The organism is Nonomuraea gerenzanensis, assembly GCF_020215645.1.
GTDB classification, from domain to species: Bacteria; Actinomycetota; Actinomycetes; order Streptosporangiales; family Streptosporangiaceae; genus Nonomuraea; species Nonomuraea gerenzanensis.
Window position 1 is genome coordinate 3,993,954 of record NZ_CP084058.1, and the last position, 21,270, is coordinate 4,015,223.

Consider the following 21,270-nt stretch of genomic DNA (forward strand, 5'->3'; position numbering starts at 1 on the left):
ACCGATCCGTTGACGGGTGCCGGGGGGAGGCGTATGAAGGAGGTAACAGTGTTACCGACAAGAAACGGCGTTACCAAGCATGACGGTTACCGCGTACCAGCAGGCCCAGCGGGAAGGCCAGAGCGCCGTCAGGGCGGCCATCCTCGACGCGGCCAAGCGGCTGCTCATCGCGGAGGGGCCTGGGGCGCTCACCGTGCGGCGGATCTCCGGCGAGGCAGGCTGCTCCACCAAGGTGATCTACACGCTCTTCGGCGGGAAGGACGGGCTGGGCGAGGCGCTGTGGCTGGAGGGGTTCGCGCGGTTCGAGCGGTGGATGCTGGCCCTGCCGCCGCACGACGACCCCTTCACGCGGCTGCACCGGGGGCTCATGGCCTACCGCGAGTACGCGCTGAGCGAGCCCGACTACTACCGGGTCATGTTCCAGGGGGCGCTGCCGGGGCTGCGGCCGGGGCGTGAGGCGGTGCAGGCCGCCAAGCGCACGTTCGAGCTGCTGGTGCGCGGGGTGGCCGACTGCCTGGACGCCGGGCTGCTGCGCGGGGCGGAGGCCGGAGAGATCGCCGACGTGTTGTGGATGGCCGTCCACGGTGCCGTAGGTCTTGAAATTTCGGGATTTTTCGATCGGGACGTGGCCGAACGGCGTTACCGGCTCCTCTGCACCTCGGTGCTCACGCCGTTCCTGGCCTACGACGAGGGAAGGGACACGCCATGACCACTCCGTTCAAGGATGGATTCGCCCCGGTCAGCGAGGAGGTCACCGCCTTCGACCTCGACGTCACCGGCCGCATCCCGGCCGAGCTGAACGGCCGCTACCTGCGCAACGGGCCCAACCCGCTCAGCCTCGACGACCCCAGCGCCGGCCACCTGTTCTTCGGCGAGGGCATGGTGCACGGCGTGCGGCTGCGCGACGGCCGCGCCGAGTGGTACCGCAACCGCTGGGTCCGCAGCGCCCGCGTGGCCGAGCGGCTCGGCGAGGAGCCCAGGCCCGGGCCCGTGCACGCCGGTCTCGACTTCGCGGCCAACACCCACGTCATCGGGCTGGGCGGGCGCACGTTCGCCACGGTGGAGGCGGGGGCGCTGCCGTACGAGCTGGGCTACGAGCTCGACACCATCGGCGCGTGCGACTTCGACGGCGGGCTGCCGGGCGGCTTCGCCGCGCACACCCACCTCGACCCGGTCGCCGGCGAGCTGCACGCGCTGGCCTACTTCTTCGGCTGGGACCACCACCAGCACCTCGTGCTCGACCCCAAGGGCGTGGTCCAGCGGGTCACGGACATCCCGGTCGCCGACAAGCCGATGGTGCACGACTTCGCGCTCACCGAGCGGTTCGTGGTGATCTACGACCTGCCGGTCACCTTCAGCATGGACCACGCGGAGCGGGGCGCCCGCCTGCCGTACGCGTGGAACGACGAGCACCCCGCGCGCATCGGGCTCATGTCGCGCGAGAGCGGCGACCTGCGGTGGGTGGACGCGCCGCCGTGCTGGGTCTTCCACACCCTCAACGCCTACGACGACGGCGACGAGGTGGTCGTGGACGTGGTCAGCTACCCCAAGGGGTTCGTGGACGCGCGGCTCGACCTGGGCGGCAGGCCCACGCTCGACCGGTGGCGGATCAACCTCACCACGGGCAGGGTCGGGCAGGCGCGGCTCGACGACCGCGCCCAGGAGTTCCCGCGCATGGACGAGCGCCGCACCGGCCGCCCCTACCGCTACGGCTACACCGCCACCACCCGCGAGCTGATCGACGTGGTGGGCGGCGAGCTGGAGGACCTGCCGGACGACGCCTTCGACAACACGCTCATCAAGCACGACCTGCGGCGGGGCACGCAGGAGACGCGGCCGCTGGGGCGCGGCGCGTACGTGGGCGAGCCCGTCTTCGTCGGCGCGGGGCAGGCCGAGGACGACGGTTACGTGCTGTCGTTCGTCAACAACCCGGCCAGGGGAGCCGCCGACCTGGTCATCCTGTCCGCGCAGGACTTCACCGGCGAGCCGGTCGCCACCGTGCATCTGCCGGCCCGGGTGCCGCTCGGCTTCCACGGAAGCTGGATCGCCGACTGACTCGGAGGCGGTAGCCTCTTCAGGTTGGACCTAACACGTGAAGAGGGAGAGGCCGTGACCGGTCTGGTCGTCGCCATGGACGGACCTTCTGGGTCGGGTAAGTCGAGCGTGTCGCGCGGTGCCGCCCGCGCGCTGGGCCTGCGTTACCTCGACACCGGGGCGATGTACCGCGCGATGACCTGGTGGGTGCTCCAGCAGGGCATCGACCCGGCCGACCACGCCACGGTCGCGGCCCGCTGCGGCGAGCCCGCCATCGTCTCCGGCACCGACCCCGACGCGCCCGCGATCCACGTCGACGGCGTGGACGTCGCGGGGCCGATCAGGCAGGCCGAGGTCACCGGCGCGGTCTCGGCCGTCGCCGCCGTGCCCGAGGTGCGCGCGCGGCTCGTCGCGTTGCAGCGCGAGATCATCGGCACCGGTGACATCGTGGTCGAGGGCCGCGACATCGGCTCGGCCGTCTGGCCCGAGGCGCCGGTCAAGATCTACCTGACGGCGAGCGCGGAGGCCCGCGCCCGCAGGCGCAGCGCCGAGGTCGCCGGCTCCACGGTGGAGGCGCAGCAGGAGGCCATGGCCAGGCGTGACACCCTGGACTCAACACGTAAGACGGACCCGCTCTCGATGGCGGTTGGCGCCATCGAGCTCGACACCACCGCGCTGACCTTGGATGAGGTTGTGGCGGAGGTGCTGAGACTGGTCGCGGAGCGGAGGAGCTCGGGAGGAGAGCGCGAGGGACGAGCCGACGAGTCCCGAAGCGGCCGCGACCATATCCGCGAGCGCACCTGAACCGTTCAGGTGCGGTACTCACTGTAAGGACGAGACATCGTGTCAACGGGGGATTGGGTCGAGGCCGACCTCGACGAGCTGGAGATCGACGAGCAGGAGCACCACGGCGTGCCGCTGCCGGTCGTGGCCATCGTCGGGCGGCCGAACGTCGGCAAGTCCACGCTGGTCAACCGCATCATCGGCCGTCGTGAGGCGGTCGTCGAGGACGTGCCGGGCGTCACCCGCGACCGCGTCACCTACGACGCCAACTGGCGCGGCCGCCGCTTCACCGTGGTCGACACCGGCGGCTGGGACCCTGACGCCACCGGCATGAACCTGCGCATCGCCGAGCAGGCCCAGGTCGCCGTGGAGCTGGCCGACGTGATCGTGTTCGTCGTGGACGCCACCGTGGGCGCCACCGACGCCGACGAGATCGTGGGCTCGGTGCTGCGGCAGTCCGGCAAGCCGGTCATCCTGGCCGCCAACAAGGTCGACAACCAGCAGCTGGAGCTGGAGGCCGCCGCGCTGTGGGCGCTCGGCCTCGGCGAGCCGTACCCTGTCTCGGCGCTGCACGGCCGCTCCAGCGGCGACCTGCTCGACGTGGTGCTCGAGGCGCTGCCCGAGACGCCCGAGGTGACCTTCGGCGCCGAGCGCGGGCCCGCCCGCGTCGCGCTGCTCGGCAAGCCCAACGTCGGCAAGTCCTCCCTGCTCAACAAGCTGGCGGGGGAGGAGCGGGTGCTGGTCGACCCGATGGCGGGCACCACCCGCGACCCCGTGGACGAGCTGATCGAGCTGGGCGGGCGCACCTGGCGCTTCATCGACACCGCCGGCATCCGGCGGCGCGACCGCGAGCTGCAGGGCGCCGACTTCTACGCCGCCATGCGCACCCGCGCGGCGCTGGAGCGCACCGAGGTGGCGATCGTGCTGATCGACGCCAGCGAGCCGCTCACCGAGCAGGACCTGCGCATCATCGGCCTGGTCATCGAGTCGGGGCGGGCCATGGTGGTGGCCTTCAACAAGTGGGACCTGGTCGACGAGGACCGGCGCTACTACCTGGAGAAGGAGATCGACCGGCAGCTCGTCCGCACCCCGTGGGCGCTGCGGGTCAACATCTCCGCCAAGACCGGCCGGCACGTCGACCGGCTCGTCCCGGCCCTGGAGAAGGCGCTCGACTCCTGGTCCACCCGGGTGCCGACGGCCCGGCTCAACGCGTTCCTCACCGAGCTGGTGCAGCAGACGCCGCCGCCGGTGCGCGGCGGCAAGCAGCCGAAGATCCTGTTCGCCACGCAGGCGTCCGTCGAGCCGCCCAAGTTCGTGCTGTTCACCTCCGGGTGGCTGGAAGACACCTACCGCCGCTTCATCGAGCGCCGCATCCGCGAGGAGTTCGGCTTCGCCGGATCCCCGATCGAGGTGACGATGAAGATCAGGGAAAAGCGCGCGAAGAAGGACAAGTGACTGGGGTACGATTCAGCGCAACGCGTTGACGGAGACGAGTAGCCAGCGGGTCCGCACGGGCCGAGAGAGCCGCCGGTAGCTGCGAAGGCGGTGCCGTGCCCCGCTGGTGAAGACACTCCCGAGTGCGGGGAGGAAATGCCCCGCCGGTCTGACCCCCGTCATCGGGTCGCCGAGGCCGCCTCCGTCGTGGGGCGGCGAAAGTGCGGTGGCACCGGGAGCTCCCTTCTCCCCCGCACTCCCAAGGGGTCATGCACTTCCTTCATCGAGGAGCTGTAATGATCTCTCGTGTCATGTCGGCGGAGCTGTCCGAGCACGCCGGCCAACGAGTGACGATCGCCGGCTGGGTCCATCGCCGCCGGCGACTCAAATCCGTGTCCTTCCTCGTCGTCAGGGACCGTACCGGGCTGGCGCAGGCCATCTCGGGCGGTGACCTGCCGCCCGAGGAGAGCGTCGTCCGGGTCACCGGCACGGTGGCCGCCAGCGAGCAGGCACCCGGCGGCTACGAGCTGGTCTCGCCCGAGGTCGAGGTGCTCGCGCAGCCGTGCGAACCGCCGCCGTTCGACCTCTACCGGCCCGTGGTCGGGGCGGCCCTGCCGGCCGTGCTCGACCACGCGCCGGTCGCGCTGCGGCACCCGCTGCTGCGCGCCGGGCTGGAGATCTCGGCCGCGAGCGTGGCCGGGTTCCGCGAGACGCTCGACCGGCTCGGCTTCACCGAGATCCACACACCCAAGATCGTCGAGTCGGCCACCGAGTCGGGCGCGAACGTCTTCGGCATCGACTACTTCGGCCGGCCCGCCTACCTCGCCCAGTCGCCGCAGTTCTACAAGCAGGCGATGGCCGGGGTGTTCGAGCGGGTCTACGAGGTGGGCCCGGTCTTCCGCGCCGAGCCGCACGACACCGTGCGGCATCTGGCCCAGTACACCAGCCTGGACGCCGAGCTGGGCTTCGTCCGCGACCACCGGGACGTGATGGTGGTGCTGCGGGAGGCCGTGGCGGGCATGCTGGAGTCCGTACGCGGCCGCGCCGGCGCCGCGCTCGGCCTGCTCGGCGTCGTCCCGCCCGCGGTGCCCGCCGAGATCCCCGCCATCCACTTCACCGAGGCGCAGCGGCTGACCTCCAGCGACGAGTCCGACCTGGCGCCCGCCCAGGAGCGGTGGCTGTCGGAGTGGGCGGAGCGGGAGCACGGGTCGCAGTTCCTGTTCGTCACCGGGTTCCCGATGTCGAAGCGGCCGTTCTACACCCATCCGGACCCGGCGCGGCCCGCGTACTCCAACGGGTTCGACCTGCTCTTCCGGGGGATGGAGCTGGTGACCGGGGGGCAGCGGCTGCACCGGTACGAGGACTACGTGCGGGCGCTGGGCTCACGGGGGGAGGGGACTGCGGCGTACGAAGGGTATCTGCAGGCCTTCCGGTACGGGATGCCGCCGCACGGTGGGTTCGCGCTCGGGCTGGAGCGGTGGACGGCGCGGCTGACCGGGGCGGCCAACGTCCGGCAGACCACCGCGTTTCCGCGCGACCTGCACCGGCTCTCACCGTGAACGCGCGTGCCCGTCCCGTCCCTGTCGAGGGGTGGGGCGGGCACGCCTCAGCGGCTTTCCACGGTGCGGCCTTCAGCGGCGTGGCATCAGGACGGCGACCGCCGCGCCCAGCAGGCAGATGAACGCCGTCACCAGGAACATCTCGGTGTACTCGGTGTGCAGGGCCGCCTGCACCTTGGCGGTGTAGTCGGCCAGTCGCCGCTGGTACGTCTCCCGATCCACGCCGAACGGGAGCGGCGTGTCCAGGTGGGCCGTCAGCGACTGGAACCGGTAGAACCCCCACGCCGACACCGCCGCGATGCCGATCAGCATGCCCATCATCCTGGCCACCACGACCGCCGCCGACGCCACCCCGTGCTGCGCCGCCGTACTCGCGCGCAGCACCGCCGACGACACCGGCGCGATCACCAGCCCCAGCCCCAGCCCGGCGAGCACCAGGTCACGATCCATCGCCGGCCCCGCCCCGGCCAGGTCGAGCGGCCAGTGGCTCATCAGCCAGTAACCCCCGGCCGCCAGCGCCATGCCCGCCACCGCCACGACCCGCTCACCCAGCCTGCGCGCCAGCAGCCCGCCCAGCAGGGCCGCCACCGCCAGCGCCGCCAGGAACCTGGCCAGCACCAGCGACGCGTCCAGCGCCTCCTTGCCGAGCAGGGTCTGGGCGGTGATCTGCACGAACACCATGGTGACCAGCAGCGCGGCGCCGGCCAGGAAGCTGACGGCGAGGGTGGCCAGGAGCGGTCGCTTGCGGGTGGTGGCGAGGTCGAGCAGGCGTACGGGGGAGCGGATCTCCCACCAGACGAAGGCCACGGCCACCAGCACGCCGGCCACTATCACGGGCGGGCCCCAGGGTGGGAGGACGGCGGTGGCGGGGTCGGGGTTGTACAGGCCCACGACTAGGAGCGCCAGGGCCAGGGCGAGCAACACCCCGCCCACCACGTCCACCCGCTTCGCCGCCACCCCGTCGGCGGCCGTCGTCTCGGCACTCGCTACCTCGCCGGGCGCCGTCACGCCAGCAGCCGCCGTCTTGGCGCTCGCTACCTCGCTGGGCGCCGTCACGCCTGTGGCCGCTGTCTCGCCGCTCCCCACCTCGCCGGCGGCTGTCACCTGGCCGGCCGCAGCCTTGCCGGGGGCCGACGGGCCGGGCGTCACGGCACCGACCCTCATCTCGCCGGGTGCGGACACCTCACCGGGCGTCGCTTCCGGTCCGCCCGCCCGGACCGCGTTCGGGCGATGGGGTGGGATCGTGAGGTGGATGGCGACGGCGGCCAGGGCGGCGAGCGGGACGTTGACCCAGAAGATGGCATGCCACCCACCAAGCTCCACCCCCGCCACCACCGCACCGGGCACCCCCGCCAGCAACCCTCCGTACAACGGCCCCAGCGCACTGCCCAGCTCCTGCGCCGCCCCCACAGCCCCCAGGGCGACCGGCCGCTCGCGCTCCTCCCACAGATCCCCGATGAGCGCCATCGTGATCGGCAGCAGCGCGCCTCCGGCCACCCCCTGCACGGTACGCCCGGCCACCACCATCACCTCCCCGGCCGCCAGCGCCGTCAGCACCGAGCCGAGGGCGAAGGCCGCCAGGCAGGCGTGGATGAGGGGCCGCCGGCCGTACCGGTCGGAGAGCTGGCCGAGCAGCGGCATCGCGGCGACGTACCCGAGCAGGAAGCCCGTGACGATCGGGGTGGCCCGCTCCAGGTGGTTGAGCGGGATGCCGACGTCCTCGGCGATGTCGATCAGGACCGTCACCACCACGTACGCGTCCAGCGCCGCCAGCAGCACCACCGCGCCGCCGGTACCGAGCACCACCCGCCGGGCGCGCCTCATCGCACCGCCCTCACGTCGCAGGACATCCAGGACGGCGGGTGGCGGCGGCCGGTCGCGCACGGCATGTCAGACAAGCCGGCGGGCCTCACTTGGTGGCGGGCGGCGTGATCGTGACGGGCGCGTCGTAGTCGCTGAACGTCACCGTGACCGTGCCGCCCTGCAACGGCAGGCTGGCCTTGGTGAGCCGGCTGCTGGCCTGGTCGAGCCAGACCTTGCCGTTCACGTCCTGCGTGACGCCCGGCACGATCGGGGAGACGACGGCGGCGGGGAAGGTGGTGGCGACCCGGTAGGAGCCGTCCTCGACGCCCTCCACCTTGGGGCCGGTGGCCGAGGCGAGCAGCTGGGAGATGCCCTTGGTGGGCTGCAGGATCACCGACGGGTCGTAGATCTGCGCGAGCTGCGCCCGCGTCATCTTCTGGAAGCCGCCCGTCGGCCCCTTGAAGTGCACCGTGTCGCCGACCAGGGCGAAGGAGACCTCCTGCAGGGTGCCCAGGATGTCGAGGGTGAGCGTGCCGTCGGCGTCGCCCTGCGCCGTCAGCCGGCCGTCGGCCTTCTTGATCGGCACCTGCGGCTCGCCCTCGGTCGCGATCGCGAAACCGGCCGACTTGACGGCCTTCATCGCCTCGGAGGCCTTGTTCATCAGCTCGGGCCCGGCGGGCAGCTCGGCCCCGCCGCCGCCCGATGAGCACGCCGCCGCTAACGCGAGCGCGGCCACGACGAGGAGTCTTCTGAGCATGCCCGGATCGTATCGACCGGTGGCGGAGACCGTGCGCCGTCGCGGATATCGGTTGGGTGTCAGCGCAGCTTCTTCAGCTGCTCCACCAGCGGCGCGTACGCCTCCTCGATGGCCTCCAGCTGATCGTCGGTGAGCCGGTCGACGAAGTGCTCCCGGACGCTCGCCACGTGGAACGGCGCCACCCGCTGGATCGTCTCCCACCCCTCGTCGGTCAGCACCGCGAACGTGCCCCGGCGGTCGTCACGGCAGTCCTCCCTGACGACCAGGCCCTTGGCCTCCATGCGGGAGATCTGGTGGGACAACCGGCTGCGCGACTGGATCGTCGCGTCGGCCAGGTCGCTCATCCGCATGCGCCGGCCCGGGCTCTCGGAGAGGTTGACGAGGATCTCGTAGTCGTTCAGCGAGAGTGAGTGCTCCTGCAGCTCGCGGTCGAGCCGGTGCATGAGCAGCTTGTGCAGCGCCAGGTGCGTACGCCAGGCACGCTGTTCGGCGGGTGAAAGCCAGCGAGGCGTGCTCATCGGAACCCCTTAAGTGTGCGGGCCTCGTCCTTCGGCCTGGGAAGGGAACGCGGTTCGGCGCCGCAGGATCGAACTCCTCCAAGTATCGCTCCCCTGCGGCTCCGCAGCAGCCGCAGGAGCTCCTCGCCGGTGGAACGGCGCAACGTCTGTGGCGCTGAGGTGGGACTCAAGAGGAGGTACCTCCTCGGCGGGCGATCGGCGGCGAAGCAGGAATCCCTCCCGACAGGCAGGGAATCAGCCAAGATCCCCAATCTAGCGCACGTAGAGTTGAACGCCATGGGGGAGGGCACATCGGGGGAGAGCCTGGGCACCGTGCTCGTAGCCGGTGCCGCGAACCTCGCCATCGCGCTGGCCAAGCTCGTCGCCGGGCTGATCGGCGGCTCGGCGGCGATGTTGTCGGAGTCGGCGCACTCGGCCGCCGACACCGTCACCGAGCTCCTGCTGCTGGTGTCGGTGCGCCGGTCGGGCAAGCCCGCCGACCGGCGGCACCCGTTCGGGTACGGCAAGGCCGGCTTCGTCTGGGCCATGATGGCGGCGGTGGCGACGCTGGTGGGCGGGGCCGGGTTCTCGATCACGCACGGGTTGCACGAGATCAGCCATGGTGAGGAGCTGGCCGATCTCACGCCGTCCTATGTCGTGCTGGCCGTCTCGTTCGTCATCGAGGCCATCTCGTTCACGAAGGCGTACCGGCAGTTGCGGAAGGAGGCGCGCCGCTACGAGGTGAGCCCTGTGCGGCTGGTGCGGCTGACGTCCGACACCGCGCTGAAGGCCGTGCTGTTCGAGGACGCCGCCGCGCTCGTCGGGCTGGTCATCGCCGGCGCGGGGCTGCTCGGCTCGCAGCTGAGCGGCTCGGCGCTCTGGGACGGTGCCGCGTCCGTCGCGATCGGCCTGCTCCTGCTGGTGGTGGCGCTCATCCTGATCCAGTCGAACCTGTCGCTGCTCATCGGGCAGGCGGCGCCGCAGGGCGTGCAGCTCGGCATCCGGGCCGTGCTGATGGCCCAGCCCGAGGTGGAGGACGTCGTCGAGCTGCTGACCATGATGATCGGCCCCGGTGCGGTGCTGGTCGCCGCGAAGATCGACTTCAGGGACGAGGCCAGCGCCGCGGGGGTGGAGATCGCCTGCGAGGAGGTGGACCGGCGGCTGCGGGAGCGTTTCCCCGGGGTCAGGCAGGTCTTCCTCGACCCGACCCCGACCCGCCGCCGCTTCTGACGCCTGACCGGGCCTGCGCTGGTCATGGGGCCGGATCCGGATCGGTCACAGGTGCTGGCCCGGGATGGGCACGCGGCCGGCGGGGCTGTCGGTGACGACCGCCACCCTGATGTCCGGCCCGGCGCTCCACTCCAGCAGATGCCGGCCCGTCAGGTCCTCGCCGCTCTCGCCGACCTTGTCGAGCGTCAGCTCGCCGCGCTTGATGAGTGCCTCCTTGCGGGTCCAGTGCCTGATCAGCTCGTCGTTGCCGGTGACCATCGCCCGCTCGCGCGGGGTGAGCACGCGGTCGGCCAGCACCGTGTCGAGCGGGCCGGGGCGGACGCGCTCGGCGTCCACGCCGACCTTGCCGGGGCCCGCCCCCGCGCACACGTATCCGCGCGTGTGGCTGAAGCTGACCCCCAGGTCAGGGGCCTGTTCCAGGTACGGCCTGCCGTGGCCGAAGCCGTGCAGGTCGCAGTACTGGAGCAGGGTCAGCTCAGCCGGATCGGCGCCGAGCACCTCGGCGGCGCAGAGCCGGACGAGGAGGTGGGCGGCGATGAAAACGGTGCGGTCGTGGTCGAACTTGAAGCGGGCGGCCCGCTCCTGCTCCACCTCGGTGAGCCATTCGTCGGGGGCGCGCACCTCGTCGGGGCGCCCGCCCATCGCTAAGGGGCCGATCGTCAGTCCTTCTTCTTGTCGTCGCCGTCGAGGTTGTACTGGTCCTCCGACGCCGCGCCGAGCACGGTCACGTCATGAATCTTCCAGGTCCCCTTCTCCTTGACAAGGCTGATCTTAAGGTGCGAGTCCTTGACCGAGCGGATCGCCTCCGAAGTGTTCACCTGCTGGTCCACGACGACGATGGCGTGGGCGGTGGCGTCGTCCACGTCGGCCAGGTAGACCTTGCGCACGGTGGCCTGCGAGGTGGCCTTGAGCTTGACGATGACCTGGGCCATGGCGCCGCCGAACGCGGCGTCGTAGGTGGTCAGGAAGTCGCCCGTGGCCTGGGCGGCGAGGGTGGAGCGGGTGCTCTGGAGGTTCTGGTAGTCGTAGCTGAGCAGGGCGCGGCTGAACGCGCTCGCGGCGCCGGACACCTCCAGGCGCAGGGCGCGCTCGGACTCCAGGCTCGCCCGGGCGTCCTCGGCCTGGGCGGCGGAGATCCACTGCAGGACCGCGGTGGCGGTGATCGCGGTCACCAGCATCGCGGCCAGCGCGCCCACCACCTTGGCCCGCGTGAAGCGGCGGCTCCTGGAGGGCGCCCCGCCGTCGGGTGCGGCGTCCGTGTCGGGTGCGGCCTGCGCGTCGGGTTCGGCCTCTGTGTCGGGGGTGGCCTGCGCGTCAGCGTCAGCGTCAGCGTCGGCAGGGGCGGGGGCGGGGGCGGGCGGGGGGTCGGCGACGGGGGTGCCGGTTCCGGGCTCGTCGGTCAAGGTGACTCCTCACGGCGGCGGGCGGCCCGGCCCACCGCGATCCAGCCCACGATGCCACCACTCACCACCACGGCGAGGAAGATCGCGGCAACCAGCGGGGCGACGTTCATCGGGCTTCCTGACGCGGCCCGCGTGGCGGCCGCGCTCCTGGACGATTCGGCGGTGCTCTCCAGCGACGGAGCCGGAGACGGGGAAGGCTCCTCGCCCGGCGACTCCGTGGCCCCGGCGGCGTCGGCGGGCAGAGCGGTGTTCGCGGAGGAGCCAGGCTCGGGCCCCGGGTCGGGGACGGGCCGGCGGGCGGGGCAGGCGCGCGTCCCGGGCACGGGGGGAGGCCCCAGGGCACTGGCGTACTCCTCGGCGGGGGTCGGCCCGCCCGGCACGCTGAAGATGAAGGACGCCTTGCCGTACACGGTGCCGCCGCGCCGGTCGGTGATGTCGCCGGCCAGGGAGAGCGCGGTCGGCACGATGCTCAGCAGGTGGTGCACGTCGCGCTCGGTCTGGGGGGAGAAGACGGGCTGGTGCGGCAGGCCGGCCGCCGTCAGCAGGCAGGAGAAGCCCGGCCTGGACGTGCGCACGGCCGTGTCGAGCTGGGCGAAGACGCCCGGCCCCTGGTCGAGGAAGGCGTTCAGGTCCGTACGGGAGGCCCGCAGCACCGCCGTCACCGTGCTCAGGTCGGAGATCCCGGAGGCCAGCTGCCCCCGCTTCCCGGCCAGCGTGTGAGTGAGCCGGGTGAGCTGCACCGACAGGTCGTCCAGGACGGCGGCGTTGTCGGCCAGGGTGCCGGTCAGGGTGTGGGCGTCGTCGACGATGCGCCTGATCGCGGGCGCCCGCCCGTCCAGTGCGACGGCCAGCTCGTGCACGATGGTGTCGGCGTCCTCGGGCGGCACCGCGTTCAGCAGCTTGCCGACCCCTTCGAACAGCTTCTTGTAGTCCAGCGGCACCGTCGTGCTGGCCAGCGGGATCGTGTCGCCGGGCGCGAGCGCGGGCCCGGTGACGCCGGTGGGCGGCGGCGAGAGCGCCACGTACGGCTCGCCGATGGCCGAGCGGCGCCGCACCTCGGCGGTGACGCCCTTCGGCAGCCGGATCTCCCTGTCGATGTCCAGCCCCACGACGATCTTGCCGGGCGCCAGCCGCACCTCCCCGATCTTGCCGACCCGGACGCCCAGGTACGCCACGTCGAACCCGCGGATCAGCCCGGGCGAGGAGACGAACTCGGCCGACACCCGGTACGGCCGCTCGATCGCGTCCAGCCGGATGATCGTGCTGAACGCCCAGACCGTCATGACGATCCCCAGCAGCACGAAGAACCCGAGGTTGACGTAGATGCGGCTTCTCATCGCGGCGGCTCCAGCAGCAGGCTGAAGTCCCCGCCGCGCTCGGTCACGGGTGTCCCGCGCACGCTCGGCAGCAGCCCCTTCAGCCACACGTAGATCAGCACCTGCCCGTTCACGGTGATCGGCGGCGTGTCGATGAACGACTGCAGCTCGGCCACCAGCGCCTTGAGATCCTCCTTGCCCCGCTGCATGGCCGTCGAGACGGTCTCCAGCTCGCGCAGCAGCGTGCGCAGCCGCTGGGCGTGGCGCGGGTAGACGGTGAGGTTGGCCTGCTCGGCCAGCCTGGTGAGCGCGACGATCGTCTTCTTGACGTGCCTGCGGCCGTGCGCGAGGCGCCCGGTGGCGGCGGCGAGCGTGCCCGGCAGCCGGTCCAGCTCGGCGCTGCCCTCGGCCAGGTCGTCGCCGAGCCTGGCCAGGGCGTCGATGGAGGTGCCGAGGTCGCGGCGGGCGGCGGCGTAGGCGTCGGTGACCTGCGCCGTCTGCTTGATCAGCCGGTTCACCTCATCGCCCTGTCCGGCGAAGGCGGTGGAGGCGGCGTCGAGGATGGCGTTGACGTCCTGGGCGCCGAGCGCCTCGATGAGCGGCCCCGCCTTGGCGGTGACCTGCTCGATGTCCGGCTCGACCGAGGTCTGCGCGATGGTGGCGCCGTCCTTGATGTACGGGCCCGTGGCCAGGTCCTTGCCGGCGGGCGGGGCGAGGCGGACGTAGTTCTCGCCCAGCACGGACGTCTTGGCCACGGTGGCCGTGCTGCCCTCCGGCACCCGGTGGGCGGACTGGACCGACATGGTCACCCTGGCCCGGTAACCCTCCAGCCGGATGCCGGTGACCGTGCCCACCCGCACGTCGGCGATCTGCACGCTGTGCCCGGCCACCAGGCTCTGCACGTCGTCGAAGACCGCGTGCAGGGTGAGGTCGCCGGTGGTCGCGCCGAGCGTCTGCAGCGAGCAGCCGGCGGTCAGGGCCAGCGCCGCCAGCCCGGCGGCCAGCCGTCTGATCATCGCGAGCCTCCCCGTTGCTCGAAGGGGCAGTTGCTCAGCCCGGCGGGCAGGCACGGCACCGGGCCCAGGTTCAGCGCGTCGAACAGCGGGGTCAGCCAGGCCCTGGTCATGGCGTTCAGCACGACGCGGATCTTCAGCACGTGCTGCTTGCGGTCCCAGGAGTCGATCAGCACGTCGGCGAAGTCGGCCGCGCCCTTGACCGCCCGCGCGGTGGAGGCGCTGTTGGCCCGGACGGTCAGCACCAGCTCGGCCAGCGTCGTGGCGGCCTGGGGCAGCCGCTTCGTGTACTGCTCGATGATCACGTCGCCGTTCCGCACGAACCCGGCCATCGCCGTGACGAACCCGCGCAGCCGCCGCCGCTCCTCCGCCAGGATCGCGCTGGCCTCGGAGAAGGCGTCGATGGTGCCGGTCACCTGGCTCTCGCGCTCGTTCAGGCTGGTGGCCAGCTCGTTCAGGCTCCTGGCCAGGTCCACGAGCTGCTGGTCCTGCTTGGCCAGGACGCCGGTGAGGTCGGCGGTGTCGGCGATCGCGTCGTTGATCGTCTCGCCGCGCCCCCGCACCCCGTCGGCCAGGTCGCCCGCCACGTCGCCCAGCTTCTCGTCGTCGAGCGCGTCGGTCAGCTTGGTGAACGCGTCGAGCGCCTCGTCGATCTCGACCGGCAGCTCGGTGCGCTCCAGCGGGATCGTCGCCCCCGGCTGGATGCGCTGGTCGCCGGGCCGCCACGGGGGGTGCAGCACGACGTTGCGCTCGCCGAGCGTGTTCTGCGGCGCGACCACGGCCCTGACGTCGGACGGCAGCGGCACGTGCCGGTCGATCCGCAGCTCCACCCGTACCTTGTCGCCGGCGATCCGGATCCGGTGCACGTAGCCGGCGTCGAGCCCCATCACCTTCACCCGCGCCTCCTCGTACAGGGAGGGCGCCTGACTGAAGATCGCGACCAGCGCGTACGGCCCCGCCCCGCCCACCGAGCACCCGGACGCCAGCAGCACCCAGGCGAGCAACACCGCGGCCAGCCGCCTCATCGCCCGTCCTCCCTGTCGTCGGCGATGGCGGCCAGCACCTCGGGGTTGATCGGCCCCAGCCCCGTGGCGATGGCCTCCAGCCACGGCCCTTGCCCGCCCATCGTGGCCAGCCCGGAGAACGTCGGCCCCGCCCAGGCCAGCAGCGAGTTGAGCTGCTCGGTGCTGCCGCTGAGCCGTGTCGTGATGGCCGCGTTGTCGTCCAGCACCTTGACCAGCGTCCGCTCGTGCTCGGTGATCAGCCGGGTGGTGCTCTGTACCAGGTCGCTGCCGTCGCCGAGGATCGTGCGCAGCTCGTCGCGGCGCCTGCGCAGCTCGTTCAGCATGATCTCGACGGCGTCGATCAGCCGCCCGAGCTGGGCGTCCTTGCGCTCCAGCACCTCGATGATCCGGGTGCCGTTGTCGAGCAGCCGCTGCAGTTGCGGCTCGCTCGCGCTGATGGTCTCCGACAGGTCGCCGATGTTGTCCAGGAGCCGGGTGACGCGGCCGTGCTTGAAGGTGTCGATCTTGCCCAGCTCGGTGAGCAGCTCGTCCACGGCCTCGGTGTCGAGCCGCTCGACCAGCTTGGTGGCGTCCTTGACGGCGTCGTTGACCAGGGTGGGCACGCCGGTCCGCTGCACCGGGATGCGCCGCTGGGCCTCGGGGAGCTGGTCCAGGTACGGGGGCGCGACCGCGCCGGTGAGCTTGACGTACCGGCCGCCGAGCAGGTTGGACAGGGCGATGTCGGCCCTTGTGGAGCGGCCGAGCCGCACGCCGTCGTCCACCTTCCAGGTGACGACCACGTGCCCCTGGCCGTAGTCGGCCCGCACCTCGGTCACCTTGCCCACCCGCACCCCGGCGACGCGTACGTCGTTGCCGGCGCGCAGCCCGCCGGAGTCCACGAACACCCCGGACACGGTGTAGCCGCCCTCCAGCAGCCCCAGGTTGCCGACCAGGAACGTGGTCACGAGGATCGCGGCGAGCGTGGCCATCGACACCAGGCCGACGGCGTACTTGTTGCGGTCACGGAACGACTTGAGTGCCATCACCGGCCCACCAGCAGCTTCCTGAGGTCGTTCTCGCTCTGGATCCTGGTGTTGCGCAGCGGCGGCGGCGTCTGCATCCCGTACGGGCAGGGCGCGGCGCTCAGCGCCAGGCAGGGGACGGCGGTGATGAAGTAGTGGCCCCGGTTGACCGACGAGTACGCCCGCGTGAGCAGCGGCGGGAACGTGCTGACCACCTTGTCGATCTCGCCCACGTGCCGCCTGATGCCGCCCGTCAGCCCCGACAGGTTGTCCACCAGCCGGCCGAGCTCGTCGGCGTTCTTGCCGATCACCTCGTTGGAGGTGTGGAAGGTGGCCGACAGCTCCACCAGCGCGTCGTCCACCAGCCGCCGGTTGTCGGCGAACGCCTCCGACAGAGTGACGAGGTTGTCCACGAGCCGCTCGATCTGCTTGTCGCGCTTGGCGACCACGCCGGTGACGGTGGCGTAGTCCGCCAGCAGCCGCTCGATGGTCCGCCCGCGCTCGTTGACCGTGGTGGTGATCGCGTTGACGTTGTCGAGCAGGCGCGGGATGTTGTGCTCGTTGCCCTTGAGCGACGTGGCCGCGGCCGTCAGGAGCTGGTTGATCTGGTCGGGGTCCAGGCTGCGGGTGAGCGGGCCGAGGTCGCTGATCAGCTCGCCGATGTCCACGACGGAGGAGGTGCTGGTGATGCGCGAGCCGGGCGGCAGCATGCCGGGCGCGGTGCCGGGCAGCAGGTAGATCACGCGCTGGCCGACGGCGTTGCGCCACCGGACGGCCGCCTCGGTGTCGGCGGGCACCTTGACCGACTCCTGCACCTCCATGGTCACCTCCGCCCGCCCGTTCACGACCGTGATCGTGTCCACCTGGCCGACGGGCGCTCCGGCGATCTTCACCTGGTCGCCCTCGACCAGCCCCGACACGTCGTCGAACACGGCGACCAGCCGGTAGCCGCCGCCGGTGCTCACCCGCGCGATCTGCACGGCGATGAAGGCGATCAGCGACAGGGTCAGGCCGACGAACAGTACGAACCGCACGAACGTCCACCGGCGGCGCACGCGTTCCATGCCTCAGCGCCTCCCGTCTTCCATGCCTCAGCGCCTCCCGTCGGTCGGGCCGCAGGCGCCGACGATCAGCTCGCAGATGTCGGTGGCCACGAACGCCTCCACCTGGAGCTGGCGGCTGTTGCCCGGGCCCGGCGCCTCGATCAGCTCGTTGAGCAGGTCCACCAGCGTGTCCAGCCCGCGCACGCCGTCGCCGGCCAGGCCCAGCTGGGCGTAGATGAGCGCGGCCACCCGCTCGCCCGAGTGCACGCCGGCCCGGAGGTCGCGCCGGTGCTCGGCCAGGCCGTGGGTGACCTGGCCGGAGACCGAGGTGATCTCCTGCAGCAGCACGCGCACCTTGTCGGCCCGCTCCAGCAGGTCGGGGGTGATGACGTTGACGTCGGAGGAGATGGCGATCAGCTCGTCGCCCCTGTCCGACAGCGCGGTGCCGAGCAGCGCCGTGTCGTGCAGGAACTGCCTGGCCCGGTGCCGGTGCTCGTGGGCCACGCCCACGACGGTGCCGGCGTCGCCGATCAGCTCGCGCAGGTCCGTGCCCTGGCCCTCCAGGCCCTTGGCCAGCGTGTGCACGATGACCGTGACCTCGCGCGGATCGACCGCCTCCAGGCCCTCGTAGGCGTCGCCGAGCGTGTCGGACAGGTCGAGCGGGTCGCGGGTGTCGGTGATGACGGCGCCGGAGGCCAGGTAGGGGCCGGTGGTCTCGCCGGAGCCCGGTTCCAGGGCGACGTACTTGGGGCCGAAGACCGAGGCGGGCTCCACGGACGCCACCGTGGTCGCGGGCACCTGGGTGGTCACGTGCATGGTGACGACGGCCCGGCCCTTGACGTCCAGCGACAGGCTGGTCACCTCGCCGACCGTGATGCCGCGGATCTTGACGGGGGAGCCGGTGTCGAGGCCCTGGCCGGCCCGGCCGAACACCGCGTCCAGGCGGATGCCGGGGACGAGGGTGGCGGTGCGCACGGCGTACAGGGCGGCGGCGGCGAAGACGGCCAGCACGGCCAGCGCGATGCCCAGCCGGGCGGCGAGAGGAAGTTCAGCTCGGGCCACCGGCTCACCCCGTCAGCGGTATGTTGCCACCGCCGCCCCAGAACAGGTACGACAGCAGCAGGTTGAGCAGCACGATCGTGACGATCGACTGGCGGATGGCCCGGCCCGCCGCCACCCCCACGCCCACCGGCCCGCCCGTGGCGTGGAAGCCGTGGAAGCAGTGGATGACGATGACGGCGAAGGCGAACACCGCGACCTTGGCGACGCTGAACACGATGTCGCTGACCGGCAGGTACAGGTAGAAGTAGTAGTCGTAGACCCCGGGCGCCAGCCCGAACAGCACGGTGCACATCAGCCGCGTGGCGAAGAAGCTCGCGAACAGCGCGATGAGGTAGATCGGCACCAGCGCCAGCAGCGCCGCCACGACCCGGGTGCAGATCAGGTAGGTGAAGGCGTTGATGCCCATCACCTCCAGCGCGTCGATCTCGTCCGAGATGCGCATGGCGCCCAGCTCCGCCGTGAACGACGAGCCGACCTGCGCCGCCAGCGCCGTGGCCGCGATGATCGGGGTGATCTCGCGGACGTTGGCGAAGCTGCCGACCAGCCCCATGAACGACTCCGCGCCGATGGCCTGCAAGCCCTGGTAGCCCTGCAGGCCCACGGTCGCGCCCACGACGAACGCCATCGTGAACACCACGAAGATCATGCCGCCGCCGATGACGGTCGCCCCCACGCCCACGACGACGTCGCTGACCTGCCGCAGGACGACCTTGACGTACTTGAGCCTGAGCACGATGTCGCGCACGGAGTAGAACAGCACCCGCCACACGAACAGCGGCCAGTCGGCCAGCGACGCGAACCGCTCGGCGGCGTCCCGCCCCTTGAGGGCGATCCGCAGGCCCGCGGTCCGGGTGACCATCAGAGCGACCTCGGCGGGTAGGCCAGGAAGTACACGGCCGAGATCACGTAGTTGAACGTGAACACCAGCATGAACGTCACCACGGTCGCCTGGTTGACCGCCCGCCCCACCCCGACGGGGCTGGTCGCGCACGTCATACCCTTCCAGCAGGCCACGCCCGCCGCGATGAACCCGAAGATCCACGCCTTGAACAGGGTCACGTACAGGTCGGAGGCCACGACGAGCGACAGCGCCCCGTCGAAGTACGCACCCGGCGTGACGCCCTGCACCACGACGTTGAAGAAGTAGCCCCCCGTCGCGCCCGCCACGATGACCAGCGGGCACAGGCAGACCGCGATCGTGCTGGCCGCCCACATGCGCGGCGTGACCAGGCGATGGATCGGGTTGACCGACATGACCTCCATCGCGCTCAGCTCGTCGCGGATGTGCCGGGCGCCGATGTCGGAGGTCATCGCGCTGCCGCCGGCCCCCGCGATGAGCAGCGCGCTGGCCAGCGGCGCCACCTCGCGGATCAGGCCGACGAAGACCGCGCTGCCGGTGGCGGAGCCGGCGCCGAGCTGCCTGGCCAGCTCGCCCACCTGGAGGGCCACGGTGGCGCCGAGGGGCAGGGCGACCAGCAGCACGGGCACGCTGGTGACGCGGGCCAGGAACCAGCACTGGTCGACGAACTCCCACCACCAGCGCCTGACGTCCCAGCTCCGGCGCAGGCCCTCCAGCACGATGACGAACAGGTCACCGACCTGGCCGAGCGCCGAGCCGGCCCGGCGCCCGACGTACCCGGACCAGGCCATCACCACCTCCGCCGCCTACGGATCGCCAACCCTACTGACGGGCTGTCCAGTAGGCCATGGCTTGGCGGGAATTTGCGCGAAAGGTATGAGGGCGGGTTCGTGCCTTGTCAGCCGGGTACGAATAGTGGCCGTTCCGTTACAGCAGCGCACCCATCCAGGACTCGATCTCGTCCGGGTGGCGGGGGAGCGCCGACGACATCAGGGTGGCGCCGTCGGCGGTGACGACCAGGTCGTCCTCGATGCGGATGCCGATCCCGCGCAGCTCCTCCGGCAGCGTCAGGTCGTCCGGCTGGAGGTACAGGCCCGGCTCGACGGTCAGCACGTGGCCCTCCTCCAGGACGCCGTCGAGGTAGACCTCGGAGCGGGACTTGGCGCAGTCGTGCACGTCCAGGCCGAGCATGTGGCCGCTGCTGCACAGCGTGTAGCGCCGGTACAGGCCGGTCTCCATCAGCTCGTCGGTGGACTGCTTGAACAGGCCCCAGTCGCGCAGCCCGTCGCAGATGACGCGCATGGCCGCGAGGTGGAAGTCGCGGAAGCGGGCGCCGGGGCGCAGGGTGGCGATCGCCGCCGACTGCGCCTCGTAGACCAGCTCGTACGCCTGCCGCTGCACCGCGCTGAACCGGCCGGACATCGGGAAGGTGCGGGTGACGTCGGCCGTGTAGAGCGTGTCGGCCTCGACGCCCGCGTCCATCAGCAGCAGGTCGCCGGCGTCCAGGGCGCCGTCGTTGCGGATCCAGTGCAGCACGCAGGCGTGCGAGCCGGCGGCCACGATGCTGTCGTAGCCGACCGCGTTGCCCTCCAGCCGCGAGCGCAGCCCGAACACGCCCTCCAGGTACCGCTCGCCCCGCGGGTGCCCGAGCGCCTGGGGCAGCGCGCGCACGACGTCCTCGAAGCCGCGCGCGGTCGCGTCCACGGCGCCCTGCAGCTCGCCCAGCTCCCACTCGTCCTTGACCAGCCGCATCTCCGACAGGAACGACTCCAGCTCCGCGTCGCCGTCGCCCTTCTGGACGCGGGCGTCCACGGAGGCGTCCACGCCGCGCAGCACCCTGGCCGGGCCCGACAGGTCCAGCTCCCGGATGTGGGCGCACTCGATCTGGTACAGCTCGGCCGCCTCCGCCAGGTCGGGGCGCGGGCCGGCCCAGAACTCGCCGTAGCGGCGGTCCCGGTAGAACTCCTGGCCCTCCTCGCGCGGGGCGCGCGGCCTGACGTACAGGACGCCCTGGCCCGACGGCTCGATCACCAGCACGTCGTCCGACTCGTTCGCCCCCGTCAGGTACGCGTACGCGCTGTGCGGCCTGAACCGGTAGTCGCAGTCGTTGCTGCGGACCTTCAGCGTGCCCGCCGGGATCACCAGCCGCTCACCGGGGAAACGCTGCGCCAGCGCGGCCCGCCGCTTGGCCGCCCAGGGGGCGATCGGCCGCGCGCTCACCCCGGCGTCACCGCGCCGCCCCCAGCCGGTGCGCATGAACGCGGCCAGCTCCTCGGTGACGGGCAGATCGTGGCTTCCGGTGTTGAGCGGCTCGGTCATCTGGCAGTCCTTGGGTGATATTTCGGTCTCTGTACGATATTTCGTACGCCAAGCAGCCTACGTGAACCATTGACTCCATCCCCACGGGCTTGTTTGCCTGGATGCAGGCTTGGAAGACTGAGGGCAGAGGTG

Annotated in this window: 20 protein-coding genes; 6 read left to right on the plus strand and 14 right to left on the minus strand. The window is 71.7% G+C overall.

The window, feature by feature from the left end:
• Nucleotides 1–79 precede the first annotated feature (79 nt).
• The 5 genes from LCN96_RS19115 (at nucleotide 80) to aspS (ending at nucleotide 5,810) form a co-directional block, all read left to right on the plus strand.
• Entirely contained in the window at nucleotides 80–709 is a 630-nt protein-coding gene (locus LCN96_RS19115) for a TetR/AcrR family transcriptional regulator (protein ID WP_225274189.1), read from the plus strand.
• Nucleotides 706–2,055, plus strand: a complete 1,350-nt coding sequence (locus tag LCN96_RS19120) for a carotenoid oxygenase family protein (protein ID WP_225274191.1) — start codon at nucleotides 706–708, stop codon at nucleotides 2,053–2,055. The genes LCN96_RS19115 and LCN96_RS19120 overlap by 4 nt, the downstream gene beginning before the upstream one ends.
• Before the next feature lie 54 nt (nucleotides 2,056–2,109).
• Nucleotides 2,110–2,838, plus strand: a complete 729-nt coding sequence (cmk, locus tag LCN96_RS19125) for a (d)CMP kinase (RefSeq protein WP_225274192.1) — start codon at nucleotides 2,110–2,112, stop codon at nucleotides 2,836–2,838.
• A gap of 39 nt (nucleotides 2,839–2,877) precedes the next feature.
• Complete coding sequence (der, locus tag LCN96_RS19130) at nucleotides 2,878–4,272, plus strand: ribosome biogenesis GTPase Der (protein WP_225274194.1); 1,395 nt, start codon at nucleotides 2,878–2,880, stop codon at nucleotides 4,270–4,272.
• Between the two features lie 275 nt (nucleotides 4,273–4,547).
• Nucleotides 4,548–5,810 carry an aspartate--tRNA(Asn) ligase gene (aspS, locus tag LCN96_RS19135; protein ID WP_225274196.1) on the plus strand — a complete coding sequence of 421 codons (1,263 nt, stop codon included), beginning with the start codon at nucleotides 4,548–4,550 and terminating at the stop codon, nucleotides 5,808–5,810.
• A 72-nt stretch (nucleotides 5,811–5,882) separates the two neighbouring features.
• Here the strand turns inward: aspS and LCN96_RS19140 are convergent, their stop codons facing one another.
• The 3 genes from LCN96_RS19140 to LCN96_RS19150 form a co-directional block, all read right to left on the minus strand.
• Nucleotides 5,883–7,634, minus strand: a complete 1,752-nt coding sequence (locus LCN96_RS19140) for an MFS transporter (RefSeq protein WP_225274198.1) — start codon at nucleotides 7,632–7,634, stop codon at nucleotides 5,883–5,885.
• Nucleotides 7,635–7,719: 85 nt separating this feature from the next.
• The gene (locus LCN96_RS19145) at nucleotides 7,720–8,370 is read right to left on the minus strand and encodes an LppX_LprAFG lipoprotein (RefSeq protein WP_225274200.1); all 651 of its coding nucleotides are present in this window, start codon (nucleotides 8,368–8,370) and stop codon (nucleotides 7,720–7,722) included.
• Nucleotides 8,371–8,429: 59 nt separating this feature from the next.
• On the minus strand, nucleotides 8,430–8,888 hold the full coding sequence (locus LCN96_RS19150) for a MarR family winged helix-turn-helix transcriptional regulator (protein WP_225274202.1): 459 nt from the start codon (nucleotides 8,886–8,888) through the stop codon (nucleotides 8,430–8,432).
• A 276-nt stretch (nucleotides 8,889–9,164) separates the two neighbouring features.
• Between LCN96_RS19150 and LCN96_RS19155 the strand changes: the two genes are divergently transcribed.
• Entirely contained in the window at nucleotides 9,165–10,097 is a 933-nt protein-coding gene (locus LCN96_RS19155) for a cation diffusion facilitator family transporter (protein ID WP_225274204.1), read from the plus strand.
• Nucleotides 10,098–10,142: 45 nt separating this feature from the next.
• On the opposite strand, the gene LCN96_RS19160 is transcribed toward LCN96_RS19155, so the two are convergent.
• The 11 genes from LCN96_RS19160 to LCN96_RS19210 form a co-directional block, all read right to left on the minus strand.
• Complete coding sequence (locus LCN96_RS19160; RefSeq protein WP_225274206.1) at nucleotides 10,143–10,739, minus strand: 4'-phosphopantetheinyl transferase family protein; 597 nt, start codon at nucleotides 10,737–10,739, stop codon at nucleotides 10,143–10,145.
• Nucleotides 10,740–10,756: 17 nt separating this feature from the next.
• Nucleotides 10,757–11,500 (minus strand): hypothetical protein, encoded by a 744-nt coding sequence (locus LCN96_RS19165; protein WP_225274208.1) that lies wholly within the window; start codon nucleotides 11,498–11,500, stop codon nucleotides 10,757–10,759.
• Complete coding sequence (locus tag LCN96_RS19170; protein WP_225274210.1) at nucleotides 11,497–12,837, minus strand: MlaD family protein; 1,341 nt, start codon at nucleotides 12,835–12,837, stop codon at nucleotides 11,497–11,499. The genes LCN96_RS19165 and LCN96_RS19170 overlap by 4 nt, the downstream gene beginning before the upstream one ends.
• Complete coding sequence (locus tag LCN96_RS19175; protein ID WP_225274212.1) at nucleotides 12,834–13,832, minus strand: MCE family protein; 999 nt, start codon at nucleotides 13,830–13,832, stop codon at nucleotides 12,834–12,836. The genes LCN96_RS19170 and LCN96_RS19175 overlap by 4 nt, the downstream gene beginning before the upstream one ends.
• Nucleotides 13,829–14,854 (minus strand): MCE family protein, encoded by a 1,026-nt coding sequence (locus tag LCN96_RS19180; RefSeq protein ID WP_225274213.1) that lies wholly within the window; start codon nucleotides 14,852–14,854, stop codon nucleotides 13,829–13,831. The genes LCN96_RS19175 and LCN96_RS19180 overlap by 4 nt, the downstream gene beginning before the upstream one ends.
• Nucleotides 14,851–15,876: an MlaD family protein gene (locus tag LCN96_RS19185; protein ID WP_225274214.1), complete on the minus strand. Its 1,026-nt coding sequence runs from the start codon at nucleotides 15,874–15,876 to the stop codon at nucleotides 14,851–14,853. The genes LCN96_RS19180 and LCN96_RS19185 overlap by 4 nt, the downstream gene beginning before the upstream one ends.
• Nucleotides 15,876–16,919, minus strand: coding sequence for an MCE family protein (locus LCN96_RS19190; RefSeq protein WP_225274215.1), 1,044 nt, complete (start codon nucleotides 16,917–16,919; stop codon nucleotides 15,876–15,878). The genes LCN96_RS19185 and LCN96_RS19190 overlap by 1 nt, the downstream gene beginning before the upstream one ends.
• A gap of 27 nt (nucleotides 16,920–16,946) precedes the next feature.
• Nucleotides 16,947–17,960 (minus strand): MlaD family protein, encoded by a 1,014-nt coding sequence (locus tag LCN96_RS19195; RefSeq protein WP_225274216.1) that lies wholly within the window; start codon nucleotides 17,958–17,960, stop codon nucleotides 16,947–16,949.
• Between the two features lie 4 nt (nucleotides 17,961–17,964).
• On the minus strand, nucleotides 17,965–18,819 hold the full coding sequence (locus tag LCN96_RS19200; RefSeq protein WP_225274217.1) for an ABC transporter permease: 855 nt from the start codon (nucleotides 18,817–18,819) through the stop codon (nucleotides 17,965–17,967).
• Nucleotides 18,819–19,610 carry an MlaE family ABC transporter permease gene (locus LCN96_RS19205; protein WP_225274218.1) on the minus strand — a complete coding sequence of 264 codons (792 nt, stop codon included), beginning with the start codon at nucleotides 19,608–19,610 and terminating at the stop codon, nucleotides 18,819–18,821. The genes LCN96_RS19200 and LCN96_RS19205 overlap by 1 nt, the downstream gene beginning before the upstream one ends.
• A 136-nt stretch (nucleotides 19,611–19,746) precedes the next feature.
• Nucleotides 19,747–21,138, minus strand: coding sequence for an aminopeptidase P family protein (locus LCN96_RS19210; RefSeq protein ID WP_225274219.1), 1,392 nt, complete (start codon nucleotides 21,136–21,138; stop codon nucleotides 19,747–19,749).
• Nucleotides 21,139–21,270: the final 132 nt, after the last annotated feature.